The organism is Kribbella shirazensis (genome assembly GCF_011761605.1).
In the GTDB taxonomy this organism is placed as follows: Bacteria; Actinomycetota; Actinomycetes; order Propionibacteriales; family Kribbellaceae; genus Kribbella; species Kribbella shirazensis.
Map to the genome: position 1 here is coordinate 7025539 of NZ_JAASRO010000001.1, position 24655 is coordinate 7050193.

The following is a 24655-nucleotide window of genomic DNA, read 5'->3' on the forward strand; positions in this document are numbered from 1 at the left end:
AGGCCCGCCCGCGTGGGCGATTGCGCGCTCACCGGCGGCCGTGAGCTCGGGCCACCGCGTGGGGCATTCGGTACGGCGCCTCAGCACGAGGGCGATGCGGAGTACGCCGGAACGACAACGACGCTCCCGCAGGCGACCGCCGTCGGGATGCCGCTGGCTCAGCCGCGAGTGCAGCAGCCGCCCTCGCGCACGCTGATCGCGTCGGCGGGCTCGGTCAAGCTGGCCGAGCAGAAGCTGCGACTGAACACCGAACCGCCGGCTGCGCGCTCACCGGCGACCGTGGGCTCGGGTCACCGCGTGGGCGGTTGTGCGGTCAGCGGCGGCCGTGGGCTCGGGTGATGGTGAGCACCATGCGTTCGAGGGCGTAGCCGGCGTCGCCCGAGGCGCCCTTCACGTCCGCGTCGGCCTGGGCGACGGCCTTGATCGCGGTCGCCAGCCCGCCAGGCGTCCACCCGCGTGACTGCTGCTTGAGCTGCTTGAGCTTCCACGGCGGCACACCGACCTCCCGCGCCAGATCCGCGTCCCGCATCCCACTCGGCGCGCTCGTGAACTTCGCCAGCCCGCGCAGTCCGCCCGCCATCGCGCTCGTCACCAGCACCGGCGCGACCCCGCAGTCCAGCGCCCACCGGAGCTGTTCCAGGGCCGGCTCCGTCCGCCCGGCGATCGCCGCGTCCGCGACCGCGAAGCTCGTGACCTCCGCACGCCCCCCGAAGTACTGCCCGATCAGCTGCGACGTCACTGCCTGGCCACCCGAATCCGACACCAGCTGCGAACACGCCCCGGCCAGCGCCCGCAGATCGTGGCCGACCGCATCGACCAGCGCCGACGCCGCCCCCTCGTCGATCGTCCCGCCGAGCAGCCGGATCTCCCCCGCCACGAACTGCGGCAGCTCCCACGCCTTCGGCGCCGTCGCGACGACCTCGTTGACCGATGCCTTTCGCAACTTGTCGAGGACGCCCTTCCCCTTCTGCCCACCGGAGTGCACCAGCACGACCAGTACGTCGTCCGACGGTGCGCCGGCGTACTCGATCAGGTGCGGCGCCATCTCGCCCGGCAGATTCTCGAGGGAGCGCATCACCAGGACCCGCTCGGTCGCGAACAACGACGGCCCGGTCAGCTCCGCGAACACGCCGACGTCCAGCGCCGACGCGTCGAGATCGGTCACCTCGATGTCGGCACCGTTCTTGGACACCGCCGCGATCGCGGACCGCACCGCCCGGTCGGCCAGGAACGACTCGGCACCGGTCACCAGCAGGACATCACCGAGCTTCGGCGCAGAACCTTTACGAGCAGCCACCACGTCAGCATCCCACGCCGCCCCGACAATCCGGGTGCGTACCCGCACCGAACCCTCCAGGATGGGGTCCATGACCTCACCCACCGGTACGCCGGCCTGCGACGCCCTGATCGTGGTGGACATGCAGACCGCCTTCGTCCATCGCCCGGGCGAACACTCCGGATCCTCCGGGTCGTCTGGGGCCTCTGGAACCGACGCGGTGCCGGGTGCGGCGCAACTCCTGGACCGGGTCGGCGAACTGCTGGACCGGGCACGCGCCGCCGGCGCAGTCGTCGTACATCTGCAGAACGACGGCCCGCCCGGCGCGGACGACGACCCCGGGACGCCCGGCTGGGAGCTGTACCTGCAGGTGAAGCCCGGTCCGCGCGAACACGTGATCCGGAAGCCACGCGACGACGGCTTCGACGCGACACCGCTCGGGGAGGTGCTGGTGTCGGCCGGCGTACGGTCCCTTGCCATCTGTGGCGTCATGTCGGAGATGTGCGTGCAGGCGACCGCCAAGACTGCCCTTGCCCGCGGGTACCGCGTCGTCCTCCCGTTCGACGCCCATGGCACGTACGACGTACCCGCGGTCCCGGGTGTCGCCGACAAGATCCCGGCCCACGTCGTCTCCCGAGTAGCCGCCTGGGCCCTCGGCGACCAGCCCGACATCACCTCCCCGACGTCATCCGTCATCTTCTAGTCCCCTCGTCCGGGCGTGGGTGGACGGTCAGGGCCAGGTGGTTGTCGGTGTTGGTGACTACGAGGGGTCCGCTCACGTTGGTGGTGGCGGTTCGGATCGCGTTGTGGGACAGGAGGTCCAGCGTTCTCGGAGCCGGGTGGCCGTAATCGTTGTCCCGTCCGGCGGAGATGAGCGCCAGGCGAGCGTTGACGGCAGCGATGAACCCGGGATCCTGCTGCGCCGAGCCGTGATGCGGGACCTTCAGCACGTCGGCACGCAGATCAGCGCCTGACGCGAGGACAGCCCGCTGGGCCTCGGGTTCCAGGTCGCCGGTGAGCAGGATCCGGAGACCGTCGAGCTCGACCATCATGGTGATGCTGGCGTTGTTCTCCGGCGATCCTTCGTCGGAGGACGTCGCCGACGACGTACCCGCCGCAGGCAGGGCCGGGACCTTCGCCGGCCACAATGTCGTCCAACTCACCCGCCCCACCACACGCTCCTCGTGGAAGGCGACCGTACGCACGCCGGCCCCGTGCCGATCCGCGAACTCGAGCACGCGGTCGTACTCGGCCCGCGGCGAGAAGTACGGCGTCACCTCGATCTCGTCCACCCGCCGACCGTTCAGTACGCCGGCCAGCCCGCCGACATGATCGGCGTGGAAATGGCTCAGCACGACAACCGGGATGTGCTCGATCCCGAGATCCTTCAGGCATCGATCCATCGCGGCCGGATCAGGCCCGGTGTCGACGACCACCGCCGTACCCTCTCCGGCCCGCAGGACCAGCCCGTCTCCCTGCCCCACATCGCATGCGACGAACAGCCAATCGTCGGGCGGCCACCCGAACGACCCGACGGGCCGCAGTACGACGACCGCCAGCACGACCACCGCGACGATCATGGCGATCGGACGGGCCAGGATGCGATGGAGACCGAGTACGAGCGCCAGGCAGAGCAACGTCAGCACTGCCACGCCGACCACCGTGGCCGGCCAGGCGTCCGCGGCGCCAGGGAGGTCAGCGCCTTCACGAGCGACAAGGATGATCCAGCGCGCGGGCCAACCGGCGGCCCAACCGACACGCTGCGCCGCCTCGGTGCTCACCAACGCGACCCCCGCCGCGATGAACCCGAGGATGGTCGTCGGACCGACTGTTGGCCCGGCCAACAGATTCGCGGCGACGGCCACTAGCGACACCTCGCCCGAGAGCCACGCCACCACCGGCGTACAGGCCAGCTGAGCAGCGAGCGGACACGAGATCGCGTCAGCCAGCCAGCCGGGAAGCCATCGCGCCAGCGCGTCTCGCCAACCGGGGCCGAGCAGAACGATGCCCGCGGTCGCCAGCACCGACAGCGCGAACCCGGCCGACCGCGCCAGCGACGTGTCGAGCAGCAGGAGCACGATCACCGCGACCGACAGACTGCGTACGGCGCGGCGGCGCGTTCCGCCACTGGTCATCGCCAGCATGGCGACCAGACCCATCGCGGCTGCACGGAGGACGCTCGGCTGCGGGCGGGCGAGAACGATGAACACGACGACCGTCATCACACCGACCACCGTCAGACCGCGCGCCCGGACTCCAGCCATCCGCGCCAGTGGGAGCACGAAAGCGAGCAGGAGCGTGAGGTTCGTCCCCGAGACGGCCGCCAGATGGGTCAGGCCCGTGGTCTGGAAGTCCGCGTTCAACTCGGTCGAGACTCCGGAGACGTCGCCCATCACCAACGCCGGTACGAGGCCGCGCACATCCTCCGGCTCGTTCGCCACCGATTCCCGCAGCCCGGCGCGGACCTGCTCGGCCGCACGCAACCACCACGGCGGCTCGTCGACCGGCCGCGGCGGAGATCGGGTCGAGAGCATCGCGGCGATCTCGGACCCGTTGTCGGCCCGCTCGAGCCTGCCGTTCGCGTTGACGTGCTGGCCGTATCTGACGGTTGCCCACTTCGCAGTCCCCACGACGAGCACCGGCGTACGAACCCGAACAGTCCTCAGGTGTCCGGCGCCGGTATGACTGCGCACCTCCTCGATCGTTGCCCTGACCACCACGTACGGCGGCCGCCTGCTGGTCGTGCTCTGCCGAAGCAAGGGATCGCCGTCGATCCTCAGCCGGACGGTCACCGGCGAGGAACCGTCGGCAAGTTCGTCGACTGGACCGGCGCGGAGGGTGGCGCTCTGGAGCGCGGCCGCAATCCCGAGCCCACCGAGAACAACCAGCGACCCAACAACCACCCAGCCACCCGAGCCACCAGTCACCCAGCCGGTCGCGCCCTCACTCGCCCGGCCAACCCAGCCGCCAGTCGCCCGGGCAACCGAGCGGCGAGTCGTCCGGCCAACCGAGCTTCCAGTCGCCCAGCGGTGGGCGAGTCGGGCGCGGTCCGGCCTGCCGGGCGGGTGGCGGAGTAGCAGTCCAAGCGTCGCGGCCACCACCAGCGCGAGTGCGGACACAAGCCCGCCGACCAGTGGCGAGCACCCAATCAGCACCGCCGCAGTCAGCCACCCCACGACCGCCGGGATGAGCAGCCGCGCATCAAGCCGCTCAGCCTCAGACGCATCCCCGGAGTCAGTGCGAGGTGCGGGGTTGGGCGTGTGGTTGGACGCGGAGTTGGGCGCGAGGCCTGGTCTGGGGTCAGGCGCGGGGTTGGGTGTGGCGGTGGGTCTGAGGTTGGGCACGGTGGTGGGGTTGGGAGTGGAGTCAGGTGCGGACATGGGGTTTTAGGGAGTCGAACTTTTTGGGGCCTACGCCGGGGACCTCCTGGAGTTGGTCGATGGTGGTGAAAGGGCCGTTCTGGGTGCGGTAGTCGAGGATGCGTTGGGCCAGGACGGGGCCTACGCCGGGGAGGGCGTCGAGTTGGGCGAGGGTGGCGGTGTTGAGGTTGACGGGGGCGCCGGGGGTGCCCGGGGTTGTCGTCGGGCTGGGTGCGGTGGTCGATGGTGCTTGGTTGGTGGGCGGGGACGTGGCGGGGTGGCCGACGATGATTTGTTCGCCGTCGGTTACTTGGCGGGCGAGGTTGAGGGAGGTGAGGTCTACGCCGCGGAGTGGGCCACCGGCCAGGGTGAGTACGTCGGCGACGCGGGAGCCGGCCGGCGCGCGGACCAGGCCGGGGCGGCGGACCTTTCCGGCGACGTGAACCACCACGCGCGGTTGGGCGGACGCTGACCCGGCGCCTGGCGGCTGGGTGATGCCTGGAGTTTGATTCGTACCGGGCTGGGTTTGGGCGGAGGCGGCCTGGGGTTGGGTGGAGGTGGGTTGGGCTACGGGCGTGCCTGTTGTTGCGGTGGTCGGGTGGGTTTCGGGGACGGGCTCGGGACGGGCTCGGAGGAACGTCCAGGCGATCCAGGTCAGGCCGATCGCAAGGACTACGGCCAGGACTGCGATGTGGCGTGGGGTGAGGGTCCAGCGGGCGTCGCGTAGTCGCGTGGGGGTGGGTTGTTCGGGGCCTGGTTGTTTCGTGCTTGGTTGTTCGGGCCTGGGTTGTTCGGGCCTGGGTTGTTCGGGGATCCATCCGCCTCGCATCTCATCACGCTCCTCCAGGTCTTCAACTCGGGGCCGCACGCCGCCACCGGGTACGGCGCGATCAGTCCGCACATCGCTCGCGGGTACGGGACGATCAGCCCGCGCGCGGCCCGCGGGTACGGAGCGAGTACCGCCGGCGCCCGCGGGTACGGCGCGAGTGCCGCCCTCGCCCGCGCGTACGGTGCGAGTACCGCCGTCACCCGCGGGTACGGCGCGATCAGGCCGGACTTCGTCCAGGTGGCTTCTGTCGGCGGTTGGTCCGGCGTGCGGGGTGTGAAGGTACTTGTCGGTCGGGTGGGCGTGCGGGGCGGGCCGGGCGGTGAGGCGAGCGAGGGCTCGGGCTCGGGCGTCCGGGTCGGGGGGTGGGGTTCGACGGAAGACCTTCACGCCCAGAGAAGGTACGAGTCCGAGCCGCTCCCGAACCCACGATCTGAAGCCTGTGGAGAACCCGTCGGGTAGCCGTCGGATGGCGGCTTGTTTCGCCGCTGACCTGCTGCAACCCGACAGCCTCACACAACCCGCCAGTTGTCGCACAAACCACTCGCCGGCCGTCACACAATCACAGTCAGCCGTCAGACAACGCGGCAGCCGTGATCTGCCTGAACCACCCCGGGTTTGATGCACCCTCGGTTATGTGAGTGCGACCGGTCGGTCGTCTCGGGTTTGTGCATAGTAGTTGGCCTCGGCTTCGGCGGGTGGGCGTCGGTCGAGGCGGTGCATGAGCCGGCTGGTGTTGTACCAGTGGACCCAGTCGGCGGTGATGGCCTCGAGGTTGCTGAGGCCGGTCAGTGGTCCGCGGCGAAAGGGGGAGTCGTCGCGGATGCATTCGGTCTTGTAGAGACCGATCGTGGTCTCGGCCAGGGCGTTGTCGTAGGCGTCGCCCACGGTCCCGATCGAGGGGCTGAGACCGTGCAGTTGCAGGGTCTCGGTGAAGTGCAGCGAGGTATATTGGGATCCTGCGTCCGAGTGGTGAATCGTCTTGTTTTGCAGAGGTTTCCCTTCTCTGAGGCGCAGTTCGGCAGCCTGTCTGATGGCGCGTTCGACGAACGTGGTGTGCTTGGACATCGAGCACTCCCAGCCGGCGATGAAGCCAGCGAAGGCGTCGATCACGAACGCGGTGTAGGCGAACGCGCCGCCGGCCAGCCGCACGTAGGTGAAGTCCGCGACCAGCAGCCGGTTCGGTGCCGGCACCCGGAACTGGCGGTTGACCAGGTCTGGTGCCCGGTCCGCGGCCGGATCCGGGACCGTCGTGCGTGGCTTCTTCGCGCGGGTCGCACCCTGCCAGCCGTTCGCCTTCATGAGCCGCTCGACCGTGCAGCGCGCCACCTCGACGCCCTCGCGGTTCAGGTGGGCCCACATCTTCAACGACCCGTACAGCGACTCCGGCACCCTCCGATCGTGCTCGTCAGGCTCGTAATACCCGGCCAGCACCTCGGTCACCGTCAGCTCCCACAGAGCACGTTTCGACGGCGCCCGCCGGGCCCAGGCGTAGTAGGTTCTCGGAGCGATCTGGCAGCCGTGCGCACTCAACGCAGCGCAGATCGGAGCGACCCCGAACCGAGCCCTGTGCTCGGCGATGAACCGGCAGATCACCGCTGTCGCGGGTCGCTCTCCCGCACGAAGAAACTCGTCGCCGCCTTCAGGATCTCGATCGTCTGCTCCAGCTCGGCGTTCTTCCGCTTCAGCTCCCGGATCTCCCGCGCCTGCGCCGTCGACACCCCATCAACCTCACCGGCGTCGACCGCTGCCTGGCGAACCCACCGGCGCAGCGTTTCCGGTGTCATTCCTAGCCGGCCCGCGACCGTGGTGATCGCCTCCCACTCACTGGCGTAATCACCCCGGTGCTCGGTCACCAACCGGACCGCCTTGGCCCTGGTCTGCTCGTCGTACTTCCTCGGCATGGATGCCACCTTCCCAACGAAGGAGGTGTGCATCAAACCCGGGGTGGTTCAGCCGCCTGAGCGGTCATGATCTGGGCTTCGGTCAGAGGGGGCTTACGACTACCGCGAGGAGGCCGGGGCCGACGTGGGCTCCGATGACCGCGCCTACTTCTCGGAGGACTATCTCGTCGGCTTTGGGGAGGCGGGTGCCGAGGTTGTCGGCGAGGGTTTGGGCCTTCTCCAGGTTGGCGAGGTGGTGGACGGCCAGTTGCACGGGGGCGTCGCCGGCTCGTTGGACGGCGATGTCGGCCAGGCGGGCGATGGCTCGGCTGGACGTGCGGACCTTCTCCAGCGGGACGATGCGGCCGGCGTTGATCGTCAAGAGGGGTTTGACCGCGAGTGCGGTGCCGAGCAGGGCCTGGGCGGCGCCGATGCGCCCGCCGCGGCGGAGGTACTCGAGAGTGTCGACATAGAAGTACGTCGCGATCGACTTCATCCGTGCCCGGGCGGCTGCCTCGACGGTGGCCGCGTCCTCCCCGGCGGCGGCTGCGGCAGCGGCGGCGAGGACCGGGAAGCCCAGCCCCATCCCCAGCGACCGCGAGTCGACCACGTGCACGGGGATCGGCGACTCCTTGGCGCCGATCATCGCGGCCTCGAACGTGCCCGACATGTCCCCGGACAGGTGGATCGACACCACCGCCTCGGCTCCGCCCGCGGCGCAGGCGGCGTACGTGTCGGCGAACGTCTGCGGCGCGGGCCGGCTGGTCGAGACAGGCGTGAACGTCTTCAGCGCCTCGGCGACCGCGTCCGCCGAGGTAGCGCCGTCGTCGTACGACGTCCCGCCGATCACGACCTGCAGCGGTACGACGGTCAGCGGGTGGCGGAGCACCTCGTGCGTGGACAGACCTGCCGTGGAGTCGGTGACGACCTGCACGCGGGCTGCCATGCAGCGAGGTTACCGGACAGTTTAGGGCGTGTCTCCCGGTCCCACGCCGTCGCGAGCAGGTGCTCGGCGCGGTGCATCGGCGTGCGGGAGCGAAGGACTCGATGCGAAGCATCGCGGCCTTCGCTCACGTGCGGCGAGGTGCCGTGCTGAGTGCCGCGCAGTAGGCGTGGGACCGGGAGACACGCCCTCCATGTCCCCGCGCAGTGCCAGACTCTAAAGATGAAGGAGACCCCAGCGGAAGTCGCCGAGTTACAGGCACTGATGGACGCGGTGTATCCGCGTTCCACCGAGCACCTGCGCAGCATCATTACCGGGCAGAACCAGCTCAGCGCCGAGGCGCTGGTGCGGGTGCTGACCGGTATGCGCGTGCTGTCCGTGGCCACCGTCACGGCCTCGGGCGAGCCGCGGATCAGTGCGGTCGACGGTCATCTCCTGCATGCGAGATGGGTGTTCACCACCGCCGGTTCCGCCGCGAAGGCACGGCACCTCCGGGCGAGACCGGCGGCGAGTGTTTCGTACGTCGACGGCGAGCGGATCGGCGTGTTCACGCACGGGACCGTCGAGTTCCTCACGCCCGCGCATCCGGACTTCGCGGAGATCGAGGAGTACCTGGTCGGCCACTACGGCGACTCCCCCTCGAACTGGGGCCCGGACATCGTCTACTGCCGGCTCGAGCCGACCTGGATGATGGGGTACGGCGACGAACGCAAGCTGCTGGAAACGCCAGCGAGGTGAAGACCACCCCTCCTGGAGCCTTCACCTCGCTCGGGAACTGCGCCGGGCTACTGACGTCCCCTGTGCGTCAACAGCCCGGCCCGTCCTGCTGACTCCCCCTGGTTGTCAGCGGAAGTTGATGGGGCCTCGACGAGCTACTCCCCGTTTCCGGTTCTCTGAGAACCGGCCTGACCGCGAGCTCGCCGAGGTCCCGGGAGGTCCCAGCGGCCGGCCCGCCGGCGGGTGACCAAGCCCGCCGGTTTACCCGCGCCAACCAGGTCGTGGCACTCGTCCCCTGTGTCGTGTGCCTGACCCTGTGCTGGGACCCCGCCCCGGAAGCAGTGCCCTGACGGTGCACCGCGCCCGGTACAGGCAGGACAGATCCGCACTTCGCAGCACTCCGGAGCTCTCGGCCGCCGGTCGGCGCCCCCACCAACCAGCCACCGGAGGCCCTCCGCGTCGCCTTCGCCGGGTGCGGCAGTTCAGCGATGTGCCATGGCCTCTTCATGGTCCACCGCCTTTCGCTGCCGTGTCCGGTGTCGGTCTCTGCTTCGTGGAACCTGCCCTACGGCTGTCATTCTTTGTCCGGCAGCCATGTCAGGACGAGGCAGAACAACCGGCAGTTACCCGGCAGCTTCGGCAGATCCGCGTCAGGAAAGCGCGGCGAGTACGTCGTGCGCCAGCCGCTGTACCGCAGCCGCCGGGTCCGGCTCGGGCCAGCCCTCCGCCACGGTCGCGCTCTCGCAGGACTCCTGCAGAACAGCCCAGGCGGTCGGCAGCATCGGCGGGTCCATGGTCTGCTGCCAGGCGAGCAACTCGCCGCACACCGCGTCCCCTGCCTCCGAGCGCCCCAGCGCGTGCAGGACCGCGACAGCTTCCGGCAGTACTTCGAGCAGGTACACGACCCGCCCTTCGAGCAGCAACCGGTTCAGCGCGTCGAGGATCGCCCCCCGCGCCTGCTCGACCTCACCGGCCGCACGGGCCAGCCGGGACCGGTAGAGCATCACCAGGTAGTCGAAGTACCCGCGATGCCCGCGGATGTCGGCGTCTGCCTGGTCGAGCAGCGCCCGCGCCTCGTCGTACCGGCCGTCGTGGTACTCGACCATCGCGAGGCAGCCGGCCACCTTGGTCCGCTCGGGGTCGTCCGACGCCTGGCTGTCGCGGGCGAGCAGAGCCCACTGGCGGGCACCGGACAGGTTTCCCAGCTCCAGATCCACCCGGCTGAGCGCCATGTACGCGATCTCGTCCGGGTAGACGCCCGGATTCACCAGCGCGGCCTCCCACGCGAGCAGGAGCTCCTTCGCCTCCACCAAACGACCCCAGCGCAGTAGCGCGAGACCACAGGTCGCCTGCACGGTCGCAGACCGCTGCAGGTCGCCATGCTTGCGCGCGTCCTCCACCAGCGCCGGTATCTCGGCCAGGCTCTGTGTATCGAGCAGGTGCGAACCGGACGACACCCAGCCGCCTCGAGCGACCAGGCCCATCTCCGTCTCGCCCGGGATCAGCGTGCGTGCTTCCTCGTAGTGCCGGCGCGCGCCGTGGATGTCACCGGTGAGGCTGGACAGCCGCCCCGCGATCGCGAGCAGCCGGCCGCTCGTCTCCTTGTCGGCCACGTTCCCGGCGCACAGCGTCGCCCACCGGATCCCGCTCTCGGCCACACTCGCCTGGTACTGCCAGGCGATCCGGAACCCGAGCACGATCCGCGCCGCGATGTCCCACTCCCCCAGCTCGTCAGCCCGGCCCAGCGCCACCTCGAAGAGCGCCGAGTTCGCATGTGCCGCCCGGTACCGCCGGTCGCGATCCGGCGACGACCACGCACCTTCCAGCCCGGAGACGTACGTCGCACACCACTCGACCGCCCGGTCGCGGAACTCGGTCAGGTCCCCCTGCGACGTCAGCCCGGCGTACGCGTGCTCCCGGATCGTCTCCAGCATCTTGTACCGCGCGCCGTACAACTGCTCGAACTCGTGCACCGGCTGCAGCAGCGACTTGTCCACCAGCTCGGCCAGCAGCATCGGTACGTCGATCTCGTCGATCGGAGCCCCCGTGCAGACGCCCGCCACCGCTTCGAGCGTGAACGGCGAGCCCAGTACGGACGCCCGGTACAACAGCTGCCGCGCCGGATCCGACAGCGCGTCCACGCTCCACGCGATCGTGTCCGCCAGCGTTCGCTGATGCGGCGCGCCGAACCGCCGCGGCCCGGACAGCAACCGGAACCGGTCGTCGAGTGCGGCCAGGATCGTCTCCACCGACAACGACCCGGCCCGCGCGGCCGCCAGCTCCAGCGCCAGGGGCAGACCGTCCAGCCGCCGGCACAGGCGCGCCACCATCGCCGCGTTCTGCGGGGTCAGCGTGAAGTCCGGCCGCACCCGCGCTACGCGCCGGCAGAACATCTCGACGGCCGGTGACGCGACGATGTCGTCGTAGTCCTCGTCGTTCGCCGGTACGCCGAGCACCTGCACGCGGCGTACCACCTCGTCCGGCAGGCCGAGCGGGATCCGGGAGGTGACCAGAACGCCGATGCCCGGGAAGCTGCGGACCATCCGGTTCGCGACCGTGGCGACACCGTCGAGCACGTGCTCGGCGTTGTCCTCGACGATCACCAGGTCGCCGGGCCGGCGTCCGGACAGGACGTCGTCGAGGTCCGACGTACCCGGGGCCGTGCCGAAGGCGTCGAGGATCGCCGACGGTACGGCGGCGTCGCGCTGGACGGTCGTCAGGTCGACGACCACCACGGTCGTGTCCGCGCTGGAGAACCGGTCCGCCGCGGCGAGCGCGAGCTCGGTCTTGCCGACGCCACCGGGACCGACGAGTGTGACGAGCCGGTTCTGCCGGAGCAGCCCCTCGAGCTCGTGCAGCTCCTGCTCACGACCGACGAGCCCGTCCGGGATCGGACGCGTGCCGCGCCAGCGCAGGCCGGTCGGAGCGGCGTCCGCGACCGAGACCACGGGTGCGGCCTCCACCGCCGGCCGTACGACGGGGCGCGCCGAGCCGTGGCCCGCGGCGGCGAGGAAGTGATCGGTGTCGTCCTTGTGCAGCCCGAGCGCGGACGCGAGCAGCCGGACCGAGTCCTTCCGCGGCCGCGCGACCCGCCCGGCCTCCATCTCGCGGATCGAGCGCACGCTCAGCCCGGCGCGATCGGCCAGTTCCTCCTGGGAAAGGCCGGCCTGGACCCTCAAGTCGAGCAACAGCTCGGCGAAACCTCGCCGACCGTCAGCCCGGCCTTCCGCGTCCGACACAGCCCGTCACCCCTCTAAAGGCCCCACGTTTCTGTCACAACATAGCGTGACGGGCGTGTTCGTGCGGGGACGGCCCGGCGCGCGGAATGCGGCCTGGATCACACAAATCGTTGAAGATGGCAACTGTTGTGAAATGGCTGTGCGATCAGAAATGCACGTTTCAAGCAGTTGCGCGAACCGAGTGGGATTCATTTTCGGCGGCGTACAGGGAAAGCACGCCGGCCCAGTCCTCGATCCGGGCGCTGGTGTCGGCGCGGCCGGAGTCGGCATTCAGCAGGCTGCCGTCGGAAATACCCCGGGTGGCGCGAACCAGGAGCTCAGCGGTGACGTCGCGCAGCGTGTCGAGGGCAGCCATGCGGCAATTCAAGCGGAGTCGTGTTTCGCAAACGTAACGCGTCCGGCAACATCACGATAAGTCACCAAAATCCCGCGAAAGGTTGTTACCCGGTGGTCCGTTAACCGGCCAGCCAGGAAAGCCGGACCTGGCGGTGCGGATTGTCCACATTGGTGTCGACCAGGCAGACCGATTGCCAGGTGCCGAGCATCAGCCGCCCGTCGAGCACCGGGAGCGTCACGGACGGCGGGATGATCGCGGGCAGCACGTGGTCGCGGCCGTGGCCCGGCGTACCGTGCCGGTGCCGCCAGCCGAAGTCGCGCGGTAGCAGTTCCTCGAGCACCGCGAGCAGATCGGTGTCGCTGCCGGCCCCGGTCTCGAGGATCGCGATACCGGCCGTCGCGTGCGGGACGAAGACATGCAGCAGCCCGTCGCCGTGGGCCTGATGGGCCTGCGCGGCGACGAACTGCTCACATCTGCTGGTCAGGTCGAAGACGACCTCGGTCCCGCCGGTCTCGACGTCGATCAGCTCAGAGCGCATCTGAGCAGCCTAGGGCATGCGGCGTCGCTGTCAGGCGGGAACGATGTTGACCAGTTTCGGCGCCCGCACGATCACTTTGCGGGTACCGCGACCGTCCAGTGCCTTTTGGATCGCCTCGGACGCCAGTGCCAGCTGCTCCAGGTCGGCATCGGAGATGTCCGGCGCGACCTCCAGCCGGTCCTTCACCTTGCCGGCGACCTGGACCACGCAGGTGACCGTGTCCTCGACCAGCAGCGCCGGGTCGACCTTCGGCCAGCCGGTCTTGGCGACGGTCGGCTCGTGGCCCAGCTCCTCCCACATCTCCTCGGCCGTGTACGGCGCGACCAGGCTCAGCAGGATCGCCACCGTCTCGGCGGCCTCACGCACCGCCGGGTCGGCCGCACCGGGACCGGCGTCGATCGCCTTGCGGGTCGCGTTCACCAGCTCCATGATCCGGGCGACCATGACGTTGAACCGGTGCGACTCGATCAGCTCGGCCGCGTCGGCGACCGTGCGGTGGGTGATCTTGCGCAGCTCGACATCACCGGTCGAAGGATCCGAGCCCAGCGGCGCCTCGACCGCTCCGGCCAGCCGCCAGGCCCGCTGCAGGAACTTCAGCGAACCTCCCGGCGACATGTCGGCCCAGTCGATGTCGTCCGCCGGCGGACCCGCGAACACCATGGTCAGCCGGACGGCGTCCACGCCGTACTCGTCGATCTGGTCGCCCAGGTTCACGCCGTTGCCCAGGGATTTGCTCATCGCCTTGCCCTGGTTGATGACCTGGCCCTGGTTCAGCAGCCGGGTGAACGGCTCCACGGCCTTCAGCAGGCCCATGTCGTGCAGCGCCTTGACGAAGAACCGCGCGTACAGCAGATGCAGTACGGCGTGCTCCTTGCCGCCGACGTACTGGTAGACCGACATCCACCGGTCCGCCGTGGCCTGGTCGAACGGGCCGTCGGTGTACTCCGGCGACAGGTAGCGCAGGAAGTACCAGGACGAGTCGACGAAGGTGTCCATCGTGTCGGTGTCCCGCTCGGCCTTGCCGCCGCACTTCGGGCAGTCGACCTCGACCCACTCGCGGGCGGCCGCCAGCGGCGAGACACCCTTCGGCGCCAGGTCGGCGCCGCGCAGGTCCGGCAGCTCCATCGGCAGCTGGTCGTCCGGGACCGGCACCTCACCACAGGACTCGCAGTGGATGATCGGGATCGGGCAGCCCCAGTACCGCTGGCGGCTCAGCAGCCAGTCGCGCAGGCGGTAGTTGATCGTCCGCTCGCCCAGACCCTTGCTGTCCAGCCAGTCGATGATCCGCGCCTTGGCCTCGGCGACCTCCAGGCCGTCCAGGCTGATCTCGTCGTTGGCGCTGTTGATCGCCGGGCCCTCGCCGGTGTACGCCTTGCCGTCGAAGTCGGCCGGCGGCTGCACGGTCCGGACGATCGGCAGGTCGAACTTCTCCGCGAACTCGTAGTCGCGGGAGTCCTGCGCCGGGACCGCCATGATCGCGCCGGTGCCGTAGTCGGCCAGCACGTAGTCGGCGGCCCAGATCGGGATCCGCTTCCCGGTCACCGGGTTGATCGCGTACGAGCCCAGGAAGACACCGGTCTTCTCCCGCTCGGTGCTCTGCCGCTCGATCTCGGTGGTGGCCTTGACCTTGGTCAGGTACTCGTCGAAGGCGGCCTGCTGCTCCGGCGTCACCAGCTCGGCGGCCAGCTTCGCGTCCGGCGCCACGACCATGAAGGTCGCACCGAACAGCGTGTCCGGACGTGTGGTGAAGACACGGATCGGCTCGGAACGGCCCTCGACCTGGAAGTCCGCGAACGCACCCTCGGAGCGGCCGATCCAGTTGCGCTGCATCAGCAGGATCTCTTCCGGCCACTGCAGCAGCTCCATGTCGTCCAGCAGCCGCTGGGCGTAGTCAGTGGTCTTGAAGTACCACTGGGTCAGCTCCCGCTTGGTGACATCCCAGCCGCAGCGCTCGCACTTGCCCTGGACGACCTGCTCGTTGGCCAGCACTGTCTGGTCGTTCGGGCACCAGTTGACGTACGACGCCTTCCGGTACGCCAGACCGCGCTCGTACAGCCGCAGGAACAGCCACTGCGTCCAGCGGTAGTACTCCGGGTCGGAGGTGTGCAGCCGGCGGGACCAGTCGAAGCTGATCGCGTACCGGCGGATCGACTCGGCCTGGGTCTCGATGTTGGCGTAGGTGAACGTCGCCGGGTGCTCGTTGCGCTTGATCGCCGCGTTCTCGGCGGGCAGACCGAACGAGTCCCAGCCGATCGGGTTCAGCACGTCGTAGCCCTGCTGGAACCAGTAGCGGGCCAGTACGTCGTGCAGCGCGAACACCTCGGCGTGGCCCATGTGCAGGTCGCCGGACGGGTAGGAGAACATCGTGAGCGCGTAGCGACGCTCCGCCGAGCCGTCGTCCTTCGCCTTGAACGGGTCCAGCTTCTCCCACACCGGACGCCACTTGGCCTGCATGGCGTTGAAGTCGTAGCCGCCCCGGTCGATCGAGGCGTCCTCTACCTGCTCGCTCACGGTCCTACTCCTGCTCGTGTCTGTGTTGAGCCTAAATCTGCCAGAAATGAAAAATCCCCTCACACAGGAGGGGGTGCCGCACTGACCGGCGCTCAGATTGCGCCTGGATGCCAGCACGGCTAACTAAGGAGCAGGCTCACTCGCATAGGCCCAGGATAGCACCGGTGCCGCGACCTTCTGAGGAGGTCGCGGCACCGGGTGACACGAGCGTGACAGGAGGCGGTCAGCCGATCGGTACGCCGAACGTCTTCAGCCAGTCCTGCACGACCTTGATGTCGATGCGCTGCAGACCGTCCAGGTAGCGGCAGTTCGCGGTGTAGCCGTAACTGGTCACGGTCACCTGGTAGCCACCGTGGAACGTCGGTCCGCCGGAGTCACCGAAGCAGGTGCCGCCGGTACCGCGGGTGTCGTGCTCGTTGCCGTTCACCTGCAGGATCTGCGGTGTGAGCTTCTGCCCCGGCTCCTCCGCCCAGCGCCGCAGCAACGGGTACGACATCGGAGTGGGCTTCTGCGGGCCGGAGTCGGCCTTGCGGACCTCGGTGCCGTAGCCGACGGACTTGAAGATCGTGCTGTTCAGCTTCGGCTGCTGGTACGCGTTGAGGTAGTTCGCCGGGGCGATCTTGACCGGGGCGATGTTCGTGATCGGCCGGTCGAGCACGATCACGCCGACGTCGTTCCAGTTCGCCAGGTCGGTGAAGTCGGAGTACTGCGGATGCGCGTACGCCGTACCGGACTTGTAGCCGGCCTTCTCGAGCTCGGCCTGGGTGTAGCCCTTCGCCGGGTCGGCGGCGACCGGGAACGGCGACGGCGGCTGCTCGGCGATGACCGAGTCGAACGTCACCAGGGTCTTGCCGAGTGTGCCGAGGGTGCAGTGGGCCGCGGTGACCAGCACGGTCGGCGACACCAGCGACGCCGTACACCGGAAACGCCCGTCCGGTTGGTAGAACAGGATCAGACCGACGTTGGGATGCCCATTGCCGTCGGGCTCGCCGCCGGTGATCGCGCTCGCGGACAGCGACGGCGCGACGGACAGTCCGAGAGCCAGCGCGCAGATGCCGATGATGCGGCTCAGTCGACTCCTCATATTTCGCCTCCATGGGTGCGGCAGGAGTGCCTGAGGGCATTTGAGCAGTGACGCAGCGCGCTGTCCAGAGGTCGTTTGACTACTCCTTGTCACTGCCGACGCTGGACACCGGGGATACGTGTAGTTCTCGCCGCATGGGGAACAGGCTCGCTGACACGTCCCCGACCAGGTGCTCCACTCACCAGGTCGGGGACGTGTCACGCCCGCCTTGGTCTTCGGCGCACGGAGGGCGGACGTCTGATGGTCCGGCGGCCTCGGGCGGTGCTAGATGAACTCGGTGCCGCCGGCTCGGCGGTGGTCGCCTGGGGTGCGGCCGTATTTGCGTTTGAAGGCCGTGGAGAACGGGCGTACGTCGGAGTAGCCGCAGGCTCGGGCTACCTCAGTGATCGACAGGGTGTGGTCCAGCAGGAGCTGCCCGGCCAGCTCGAGGCGGAGGCGGCGCAGCGTCGACATGATGGAGGCACCTGTGTGGTGGGTGAACAGGCGTTCGGCGTGGCGCTCGGACAGGTGCACGGCGGCCGCGACGTCCCGAACCGTGATCGGCCGGGACAGGTTGTCGCGGAGGTGCCGTTGCATCGCTTCTACTACCAGCGGTCCCCTGTCTCGCCGCACCGGTTCAACAGCCAGGTCCTCGTCCAGTGCGAAGGCCCTCGCCGTCTCCATCACGAGCGTAGAGCCGAGAGCTGCCAGAGCAGTTCTATAGCCGGATACCGGGCTGGCAGCCTCCTGCGCCAAAGCCGTGACCAGGGCCGGCAACGCGCCTGTCCTGGAGGACATGACAGGGCCGTCAGTGCGTGTCAGCCCGGACCACCAACCGCGCTCGTCGGAGCCAGGACGAAAAGTGAAACCCCAGAACGCGATCCCCAGCGGCTCGGCCCGCGACGATTCGATCTCGTGGACATCTCCCGGACGCGCGAGGAACACGGCCCCCGGCGCCACGTCGTACTGAACGGAGCCGTTGTTGAAGCGTCCCTCGCCGGAGTACGCGAGGCAGACCTCGTGGAAGGAGTGGCTGTGCCAGTAGTTGCGCCAGTACTCCGGCCGGTAGTGCCCCCAGCTGAGGAAGTCCGCGTGGAACCCGTCGACCTCGCAGGACTCCAGCAGTCCCGCGAGGTCGACGAAACGATCCGCTGCGGCAACGGACTCCAGGCTCAAACAGCGCTCCTGCCGGTCGGGTCGACTCCTCGCAGCATCATGCCCTGACCGAGCGAGTGGTCGTGCGTCTTCACCGTCGGCGGGTCCGCCGGGTCGCGGTACTGGATCAGCCAGGTGGTGCGCGGCTCGTTGCTGGTGTTCACCCCGGACCCGTGCACGGTCAGGTAGGTGAAGAACAGTACGTCGCCCGCCTCGGCCGGCTGCGGCGTCGCGGCGTCGAAGGACGGCTCGAGCAGGTGGAACGACCCCTCTGGGCTGTGCTCGCGCGGCCCGTCCTTGTGGCTGCCGGGGATCACCCGCACGCAGCCCTTCTCCTCCGGCGCGTCGTCGAAGTGGAAGATCGCCGCACCGACCCGGTGGTACTTGTGCGGGAAGAACGGGTGGTCCTGGTGCAGCGGGAACGGCGAACCGTTCTCCGGCGGCTTCACGAACAGCTTGGTGTGGTGCAGCTGCACGTTGTCCACACCCATCACCGCGGCGGCCACGTCGGTGAACCTGGGGTCCACCAGCAGCTTCGCGAACTCAGCGTCGTAGAACTGCGCGTCGTGCAGGTGCTGCAACCGGGTCGCCCCGTCGGACAGCCCCATCGCGGACTTCCAGGTGGGGTCGTCGTTGCGGTTCAGCTGCGCCAGCAGGTCGTGGCTGCGCTGCCGGTAGTACGCCGCTTCCTCCTTGCTGAGCAGGCCTTTCACCAGTACGAAGCCCTCGTCGGCGTACTGCTGAGCGAGCGACGAGAGCTCGGGTCGCTCGGATGTGATCGTCATGTCGGAGTACCTCCTGATCGGGTACTTCGAGCCTACGAACGCCGGCGCCCGGACGGCAGGACCGCGCCGGACGCCGATGTTCGTCAAACGGACATGGCTACTGCTCGGACGACTCTTCCTCGACCGGTACGGCGATCGGCCGCAGCCGCGCCCACAGCACGAACAGCGCGGTGAACACCAGCATGCCGATGCCGCCCCACAGGTTGATGTTGATCCCGGCGGCCTTGTCCACCTCCGGCTGGCTCTGCACCAGTCCGAGGATCGTCAGCACCACGCCGTAGATGCCGATCAGGGCCGCGATCACGATCCGGATGTCGAAGGCCCCGGCCTTCTTCTTCTCTGCCATCTCAGTGCTCCTGTGTCAGCTCTGTCAGCCGAAGACGATGTTGAGGACGACGGTCAAGGCGAGTGAGATGCCGGCCAGCAGGACCGGCTTGCGGTACCAGCCGCCGTCGCCGGCGACCGCCACCTCGGTGCGCTGTTCCTTCGGTGTCAACGAGTACACCAGCCCGATCAGCTCGGTGTCGCGCTTCGGGATGGTCGCCAGGCTGACGAGCACACTGATCAGGATGTCGACGACGAACGCCGCGCCCGCGCCGACGAAACTGGCGCCCTGACCCGGCAGGTTGATGACGCCGTTCTCGGACAGGATGAACACCAGGACCGCGGTCCCCGTACCGCTGACCAGCCCGACCCAGCCGGCCGTGGCGGTCATCCGCTTCCAGAACATACCGAGGATGAACGTCGCGAACAGCGGTGCGTTGAAGAACGAGAACAGCTGCTGCAGGTAGTCCATCAGGTTGCTGTAGCCGGAGGCGATCGCGGCCGTGCCGATCGCGATCAGCGTGCCCGCCACGGTCACCCAGCGACCGGTCCGCAGGTAGAAGTCGTCGGGCCGGTCCTTGATGACGTAGCGCTCGATGATGTCGTAGGACATGACCGTGTTGAACGAGCTCAGGTTGGCCGCCATACCGGCCATGAACGAGGCGAGCAGACCGGTGATCGCCAGGCCGAGCATGCCGTTCGGCAGCAGGTCGCGCATCAGCAACAGCAACGCGTCGTTGTAGTCGACCTCACCGCTGCCGGTCGCCTTGTACTGCGCCAGCTCCGGCACGACCACCGCGGCGATGATGCCGGGGATGATCACGATGAACGGCACGAACATCTTCGGGAACGACCCGATGATCGGCGTCCGGCGGGCCGCCGACATGTTCTTCGACGCCATCGCGCGCTGCACCTCGACGAAGTTCGTCGTCCAGTAGCCGAACGAGAGCACGAAACCGAGACCGAACACGATGCCGATCACCGACAGGAAGCTGTTACTGAACCCGCTCAGCGCGTTGCCCGGCCAGGCCGACAGCTGCTCGCCGCCACCCGGCGACGCGGTCACCTTGTCGACCAGGCCGTCCCAGCCGCCGACGTTGTGCAGGCCGACCAGCGTCAGCGGCAGCAGCGCGGCGACGATCACGAAGAACTGCAGCACCTCGTTGTAGATCGCCGCGGACAGGCCGCCGAGCGTGATGTAGCTGAGCACGATCAGCGCGGCGACCAGCACCGACACCCAGATCGGCCAGCCGAGCAGCACGTTCACGATGGTGGCCAGCAGGAACAGGTTCACGCCCGCGATCAGCACCTGGGCCAGGGCGAAGCTGATCGCGTTCACCAGGTGCGCCGGCTTCCCGAACCGGCGCAGCATGAACTCCGGCACGCTGCGAACCTTCGAGCCGTAGTAGAACGGCATCATCACGACGCCGAGGAACAGCATCGCCGGGATCGCGCCGATCCAGAAGTAGTGCACGGTCGGGATGCCGTACTGCGCGCCGTTCGCCGACATGCCCATGATCTCGATCGCGCCGAGGTTGGCCGAGATGAACGCCAGACCGGTCACCCACGCGGGCAGCGACCGGCCGGAGAGGAAGAAGTCCAGGCTGTTCGACACCGCGCGTCTGGCCAGGTACCCGATGCCCAGCACGAAGACGAAGTACAAGGCGATGATGATGTAGTCGATCGCCGTGGCATCCAGTCTCAGGATGGATTGTTGCGCAAGCATCGGCCCTCCGAATCGTCTCGCTGACGCATCGTGTTGTTACCGGTGAGGAACGTTACTCCTACTTTCAACCACAACGGCGGACGGGACACGGTCTCCACCCGCATCTCCACCCTTGGTGTGTCGTCAGGAAGGACCGGACACCCCTACCGTCCGTGACATGATCTTTCCGAGCCAGGCGAGCCGGATGGCCGAGGAGTGCACCGACCAGTGAAGCTGAGGGCAGTGCTGCCGTCCCGTCCGTACGGCGAGAGCGGCTGGGTCGGCCGGATCCTCACCAGCGGTGTCGCCGTCGCGGTCCTCGCCACAGCCCAGCCGGCGCAGGCCTGGGTCTGGGCCGCCCTGATCGCCGGGTTCGTCGTCTTCGTTGTCGGCTCGGTCCTCATGACGTCACGTCCGTACGTCGCTTTCGGACTGCTGGCCGCGGTCGCGATCGCCGGCGCCCTGATCTGCGGGGTGGACGGCTCCAACTCACTGGTCCTGGTGCTGGTGTCGATGACCGACATCGCGGTCCTGCAGTTCCGGCGGAACAGCAACCTGCCGATCATTGCCGCGAGCACCTGTGTCTCGGCGTCGTACGCCGTCTCCGCCTGGCTGTTCGACAGATCAGACAGCTGGTACTTCACACAGCTGCTCTGGACCGCCGTACTGATCGCCTTCGGGCTGAACCGGAGGCAGTACGAGGTGCAGGCACGGCAGACCGAACTGCTGCTGGAGCAGACCCGGCTGGCGCAGAGCGAGCACACCCGCGCGGCCGCGCTGGAGGAACGCGGCCGGATCGCCCGCGACCTCCACGACGTTCTGGCGCACTCACTCGGCGCACTGAGCGTCCAGCTCGAGGTGGCCGAGGCACTGCTGGAGGAGCGTGGCGACACGGCCGGTGCGCTCGAGCGGGTACGCCGTTCGCGCAGACTCGCCGTACAAGGGCTGACTGAGGCACGGAGTGCTGTAGCTGCGCTGCGAGCAGATGAGGTTCCTGAGCTCCCCGCCGCACTGGCTGCACTGGCTGAGCAGCATGAGAAGGACCACGGCACGACTGTGCGGTTAAGTGTCGTCGGTGAGGACAGCAGGCCGCTGGACTCCGGTGTCACGGTCGCACTGCTCGGTGCGGTCCGCGAAGCGCTGACGAACGCTGCCAAGCATGCACCTGGCCAGACAGTGGAGCTACAGCTCGCCTATCAGGACGGCGTACGGGTGTGCGTGCGGAACAAGGGCGTCACCAGCGGTGAGGGGTTCGGGCTGGAGGGGATGCGGGAGCGGCTGGCCCTGGTGGGTGGGACGCTGACGGCAGGTGCGGACGGCGACGACTGGTTGGTGGTGGCAGAAGTTGGGTGACGCGATCCGGGTCGTCGTGGCCGACGACCAGCAAGTCGTCCGTGAAGGTCTGGTCGCCCTGCTCGGGCTGATCGAAGGCGTCGAGGTCGCGGGCGCGGCCGCGAACGGCGTCGAGGCCGTCGAGCTCGTTGCTCGCGGCAACGTCGACGTGGTGCTGATGGATCTGCGGATGCCGGTCCTCGACGGGATCCAGGCCACCGCGCGGATCACCGCCGACCACCCCGGCGTCGCCGTGCTGGTGCTGACGACGTACGCCGACGACGCGTCGATCGCGAACGCGCTCCGCGCCGGCGCCCGCGGCTACCTCACCAAGGACGCCGGCCGCGCCGAGATCGGCGCCGCGCTCCGGTCCACCGCGGCCGGACAGTCGACGTTCGACCCGGAGGTGACCAAACGGCTGGTCGCCGGTCTGGCGCCGGAACCGGCCGCGAAGGACACCGACGGGTTGACCGCGCGGGAGACCGAGGTACTGCGGCTGATCGCCGGCGGCCTCAGCAACCCGGAGATCGCCGCCCGGCTGTTCATCAGCGAGGCGACCGTGAAGACGCACATCAACAACACCTTCGCGAAGATCGGCGCCCGGCACCGCGCCGAGGCCGTCCGCTACGCCTACCGCAAAGGCCTCGTGTCAGAGGCGTAGTTCGGCGACGACCGGGCGGTGGTCGCTGCCGGTCGGGCTCATCACCCAGGCCTTGGTCGGGGTGACGCCGCGGACCAGGATGTGGTCGATGCGCGCCATCGGGAACGCCGACGGCCAGGTGAACCCGAAGCCGGTGCCGGCGGCGCCCTGCGCCGAGCGGAGGCCGACGGTGAGCGGGGCGAGACTGCGGTCGTTGACGGTGCCGTTGAAGTCGCCCATCACGATCACACCGTCGGACTTGTCCGCCGCGATCTGCCCGCCGAGCGCCTTGATCGTGTCGTTGCGCTGGTCGGAGGTGAATCCGCTGGTGCCGACCCGGACCGACGCGAGGTGCGCGACGTACACCGCGACGGTGCCGTTCGGCGTCTTGACCTCGGCGCGCAGTGCACGGGTCCACTTGAAACCGACATCGACGGACTTCGTCTCGACGACCGGGTACTTCGACCACAGGGCGACAGTGTCGCGCGACACCTCGTACGGGTACGTCTTGGCGAACGCCGCCTTGTAGGTCTTGAGATCCGACGCCGTGAGCTCCTCCAGCGCCACCACGTCCGCGTCGGCGCCCAGCAGGTCCTGCGCGGTGCGCTTCGGGTCCGGGTTGGCCGCGTCGACGTTGTGGCTCAGCACGCGCAGGTTCTCCGCTCCCCCGGCGGCCTTGCCCGGCAGCAGCAGCCCGCCGAACATCAGGCCCCAGATCACCGCGGGCAGCAGCAGCGCGACACCGGCCGTCGCGGAACGCCGTACCAGAGCGGCGACGCCCAGCACCGGCACAGCCACGCCGACCCAGGGCAGGAACGTGTCGAGCAGGCTGCCGATGTTGCCGATCGAGTTCGGCACGCTGCGGTGGAACATCATCACCATCGCCGCCAGGATCGCCAGCACCGCGATCAGCCATCCCCTGCGCCACATCCCGCTCTTCTTCCGCCGGCGCGCGGCGGTGCGCGTCGGCGGGCGCGTACGGGTGGCGACTGCGGTCTGGCGGTCCGGCATGCAGCGATTGTTGCGGACAGCCGGGCCGGACCAAAGTCCCTGCCGGGGCAGTGTCGCCGATTTCATCCGTACGGACGATCGCGCCGGACCGGAATGATGAGGAATCCGTGACAGGGCTGGTGCCTTCGGGTGACACCACCCACAATGCCGGTATGCCGACCGCGCACAGCACCGAGCCGTTCGTCGTCAAACGTCACGGCCTCGGTACGACGAAGACCGCACTCGCGCTCGGCACCGTGGTGTTCGGCCTGATGGTGCTGCTGACGCTGACGATCGTCGTGGTGCAGGCGATCCGCGGCGCGTCGATCCGGGAACCGCTCGAAGCGGTCTGGCTGGCCTGGGGCGGTACGCCGCTGATCCTCGCGGTCGGGCTGCCGGTCCTGCTCCTGGTCGGTGTGATCACGGCCCTGGAAGAACGCCGCGAGGACGACGCCGACGACGTACTGCTGACCGTCGACGACGCCGGGATCTACCTGGGCGGCGAGCAACCGCGCACCATCCCGTGGCGCGAGATCCGCGGCGTCTGCCGGCTCGAACACCAGGAAGCCGAGGAGACCTGGGAGCCGCGGCTGGTCGTCATGCTCGTCGACGAGGAGGCGCTGCCCCGCAGTACAAAGGCCTGGGGCCCGTCCTGCCCCTGGCCCGGCACCCACGACCTCCTCAGCCGCCCCCTCCCGTACGCCGCCCTCGCCACCGCTGTCGCGTCCCGCGCACCACACGTCCCGGTCACGGACCGGGGCCGCGTCGCGGACTGAGGTCTTCAGCCCCACGCGTGCCGCTTGGTGCCTCGCCAGAAACGTTCGGGGTCTCATCCGCCCGGAGGCGAACCGAACCCGACATACGAGAGGTGAACCGGCCAACTGACAGGTCAACCGCCTGTTGTGACGCACACGCGGGGCGAACCTGCAGGAGTGCCGACGGCTAGCCGGGTGGGGTGGTGGGCAGTGTGCCGCGGGTAGAGGTTGTGGCAGCTCGACAGGTAGAGCACTGCCGAGACACCGTACGCACCGA

Annotated in this window: 22 protein-coding genes; 7 read left to right on the top strand and 15 right to left on the bottom strand. The window is 68.8% G+C overall.

The window, feature by feature from the left end:
• Positions 1 to 12: 12 nt before the first annotated feature.
• Complete coding sequence (locus tag BJY22_RS33580) at positions 13 to 339, top strand: hypothetical protein (RefSeq protein ID WP_167215055.1); 327 nt, start codon at positions 13 to 15, stop codon at positions 337 to 339.
• On the opposite strand, the gene holA is transcribed toward BJY22_RS33580, so the two are convergent.
• A complete protein-coding gene (gene holA / locus BJY22_RS33585) occupies positions 314 to 1369 on the bottom strand; it encodes a DNA polymerase III subunit delta (RefSeq protein ID WP_202891375.1) in 1056 nt (351 codons plus the stop codon). The two genes, BJY22_RS33580 and holA, sit on opposite strands and share 26 nt — an antisense overlap.
• On the opposite strand from holA, the gene BJY22_RS33590 reads away from it, so the two are divergent.
• Positions 1368 to 1979, top strand: coding sequence for an isochorismatase family protein (locus BJY22_RS33590; protein WP_167215058.1), 612 nt, complete (start codon positions 1368 to 1370; stop codon positions 1977 to 1979). The genes holA and BJY22_RS33590 overlap by 2 nt on opposite strands.
• Here the strand turns inward: BJY22_RS33590 and BJY22_RS42060 are convergent.
• Together BJY22_RS42060 and BJY22_RS43150 are read right to left on the bottom strand one after the other, a co-directional pair.
• Positions 1969 to 4179 (bottom strand): ComEC/Rec2 family competence protein, encoded by a 2211-nt coding sequence (locus BJY22_RS42060; RefSeq protein WP_337759714.1) that lies wholly within the window; start codon positions 4177 to 4179, stop codon positions 1969 to 1971. The two genes, BJY22_RS33590 and BJY22_RS42060, sit on opposite strands and share 11 nt — an antisense overlap.
• Before the next feature lie 463 nt (positions 4180 to 4642).
• Positions 4643 to 5083 carry a ComEA family DNA-binding protein gene (locus tag BJY22_RS43150; RefSeq protein ID WP_337759715.1) on the bottom strand — a complete coding sequence of 147 codons (441 nt, stop codon included), beginning with the start codon at positions 5081 to 5083 and terminating at the stop codon, positions 4643 to 4645.
• 324 nt (positions 5084 to 5407) lie between these two features.
• Here BJY22_RS43150 and BJY22_RS33605 point away from each other — a divergent pair, with 324 nt between their 5' ends.
• On the top strand, positions 5408 to 5923 hold the full coding sequence (locus tag BJY22_RS33605) for a hypothetical protein (RefSeq protein ID WP_167203117.1): 516 nt from the start codon (positions 5408 to 5410) through the stop codon (positions 5921 to 5923).
• A gap of 171 nt (positions 5924 to 6094) precedes the next feature.
• Here BJY22_RS33605 and BJY22_RS33610 read toward each other — a convergent pair.
• Together BJY22_RS33610 and BJY22_RS33615 are read right to left on the bottom strand one after the other, a co-directional pair.
• A protein-coding gene (locus BJY22_RS33610; protein ID WP_167206655.1) for an IS3 family transposase occupies positions 6095 to 7365 on the bottom strand; the annotation gives its coding sequence in 2 pieces (ribosomal slippage) (positions 6095 to 7092 and positions 7092 to 7365; 1272 coding nt in all).
• 82 nt (positions 7366 to 7447) lie between these two features.
• Positions 7448 to 8290, bottom strand: coding sequence for a DegV family protein (locus tag BJY22_RS33615; protein ID WP_167215067.1), 843 nt, complete (start codon positions 8288 to 8290; stop codon positions 7448 to 7450).
• Between the two features lie 219 nt (positions 8291 to 8509).
• On the opposite strand from BJY22_RS33615, the gene BJY22_RS33620 reads away from it, so the two are divergent.
• Positions 8510 to 9025 (top strand): pyridoxamine 5'-phosphate oxidase family protein, encoded by a 516-nt coding sequence (locus tag BJY22_RS33620; RefSeq protein ID WP_167215069.1) that lies wholly within the window; start codon positions 8510 to 8512, stop codon positions 9023 to 9025.
• A 629-nt stretch (positions 9026 to 9654) separates the two neighbouring features.
• On the opposite strand, the gene BJY22_RS33625 is transcribed toward BJY22_RS33620, so the two are convergent.
• The 9 genes from BJY22_RS33625 to BJY22_RS33665 all read right to left on the bottom strand — a co-directional run bounded on the left by BJY22_RS33625 (position 9655) and on the right by BJY22_RS33665 (position 20682).
• Positions 9655 to 12243, bottom strand: a complete 2589-nt coding sequence (locus tag BJY22_RS33625) for a helix-turn-helix domain-containing protein (RefSeq protein ID WP_167215072.1) — start codon at positions 12241 to 12243, stop codon at positions 9655 to 9657.
• 160 nt (positions 12244 to 12403) lie between these two features.
• Positions 12404 to 12598, bottom strand: coding sequence for a hypothetical protein (locus BJY22_RS33630; RefSeq protein WP_167215075.1), 195 nt, complete (start codon positions 12596 to 12598; stop codon positions 12404 to 12406).
• 100 nt (positions 12599 to 12698) lie between these two features.
• A complete protein-coding gene (locus tag BJY22_RS33635) occupies positions 12699 to 13118 on the bottom strand; it encodes a YjbQ family protein (RefSeq protein WP_167215078.1) in 420 nt (139 codons plus the stop codon).
• 30 nt (positions 13119 to 13148) lie between these two features.
• Positions 13149 to 15629, bottom strand: coding sequence for a leucine--tRNA ligase (gene leuS, locus BJY22_RS33640; RefSeq protein ID WP_337759716.1), 2481 nt, complete (start codon positions 15627 to 15629; stop codon positions 13149 to 13151).
• 223 nt (positions 15630 to 15852) lie between these two features.
• Positions 15853 to 16713: a trypsin-like serine protease gene (locus BJY22_RS33645; RefSeq protein ID WP_167215081.1), complete on the bottom strand. Its 861-nt coding sequence runs from the start codon at positions 16711 to 16713 to the stop codon at positions 15853 to 15855.
• A gap of 264 nt (positions 16714 to 16977) precedes the next feature.
• Complete coding sequence (locus tag BJY22_RS33650) at positions 16978 to 17868, bottom strand: helix-turn-helix domain-containing protein (RefSeq protein ID WP_167215084.1); 891 nt, start codon at positions 17866 to 17868, stop codon at positions 16978 to 16980.
• Positions 17865 to 18632, bottom strand: a complete 768-nt coding sequence (locus BJY22_RS33655) for a phytanoyl-CoA dioxygenase family protein (protein ID WP_167215087.1) — start codon at positions 18630 to 18632, stop codon at positions 17865 to 17867. Before BJY22_RS33655 ends, BJY22_RS33650 begins: the two co-directional genes overlap by 4 nt.
• Before the next feature lie 97 nt (positions 18633 to 18729).
• On the bottom strand, positions 18730 to 18978 hold the full coding sequence (locus BJY22_RS33660) for a hypothetical protein (protein WP_167215090.1): 249 nt from the start codon (positions 18976 to 18978) through the stop codon (positions 18730 to 18732).
• Positions 18979 to 19002: 24 nt separating this feature from the next.
• Positions 19003 to 20682 carry a sodium:solute symporter family protein gene (locus BJY22_RS33665; protein WP_167215093.1) on the bottom strand — a complete coding sequence of 560 codons (1680 nt, stop codon included), beginning with the start codon at positions 20680 to 20682 and terminating at the stop codon, positions 19003 to 19005.
• A gap of 207 nt (positions 20683 to 20889) precedes the next feature.
• On the opposite strand from BJY22_RS33665, the gene BJY22_RS33670 reads away from it, so the two are divergent.
• Together BJY22_RS33670 and BJY22_RS33675 are read left to right on the top strand one after the other, a co-directional pair.
• Positions 20890 to 22014, top strand: coding sequence for a histidine kinase (locus tag BJY22_RS33670; protein ID WP_167215096.1), 1125 nt, complete (start codon positions 20890 to 20892; stop codon positions 22012 to 22014).
• Entirely contained in the window at positions 22007 to 22654 is a 648-nt protein-coding gene (locus BJY22_RS33675; RefSeq protein ID WP_167215098.1) for a response regulator, read from the top strand. Before BJY22_RS33670 ends, BJY22_RS33675 begins: the two co-directional genes overlap by 8 nt.
• Here the strand turns inward: BJY22_RS33675 and BJY22_RS33680 are convergent.
• Positions 22643 to 23644, bottom strand: coding sequence for an endonuclease/exonuclease/phosphatase family protein (locus BJY22_RS33680; protein ID WP_167215101.1), 1002 nt, complete (start codon positions 23642 to 23644; stop codon positions 22643 to 22645). The two genes, BJY22_RS33675 and BJY22_RS33680, sit on opposite strands and share 12 nt — an antisense overlap.
• A gap of 152 nt (positions 23645 to 23796) precedes the next feature.
• Between BJY22_RS33680 and BJY22_RS33685 the strand changes: the two genes are divergently transcribed.
• Positions 23797 to 24399 (top strand): hypothetical protein, encoded by a 603-nt coding sequence (locus BJY22_RS33685; RefSeq protein WP_167215104.1) that lies wholly within the window; start codon positions 23797 to 23799, stop codon positions 24397 to 24399.
• Positions 24400 to 24655 lie beyond the last annotated feature (256 nt).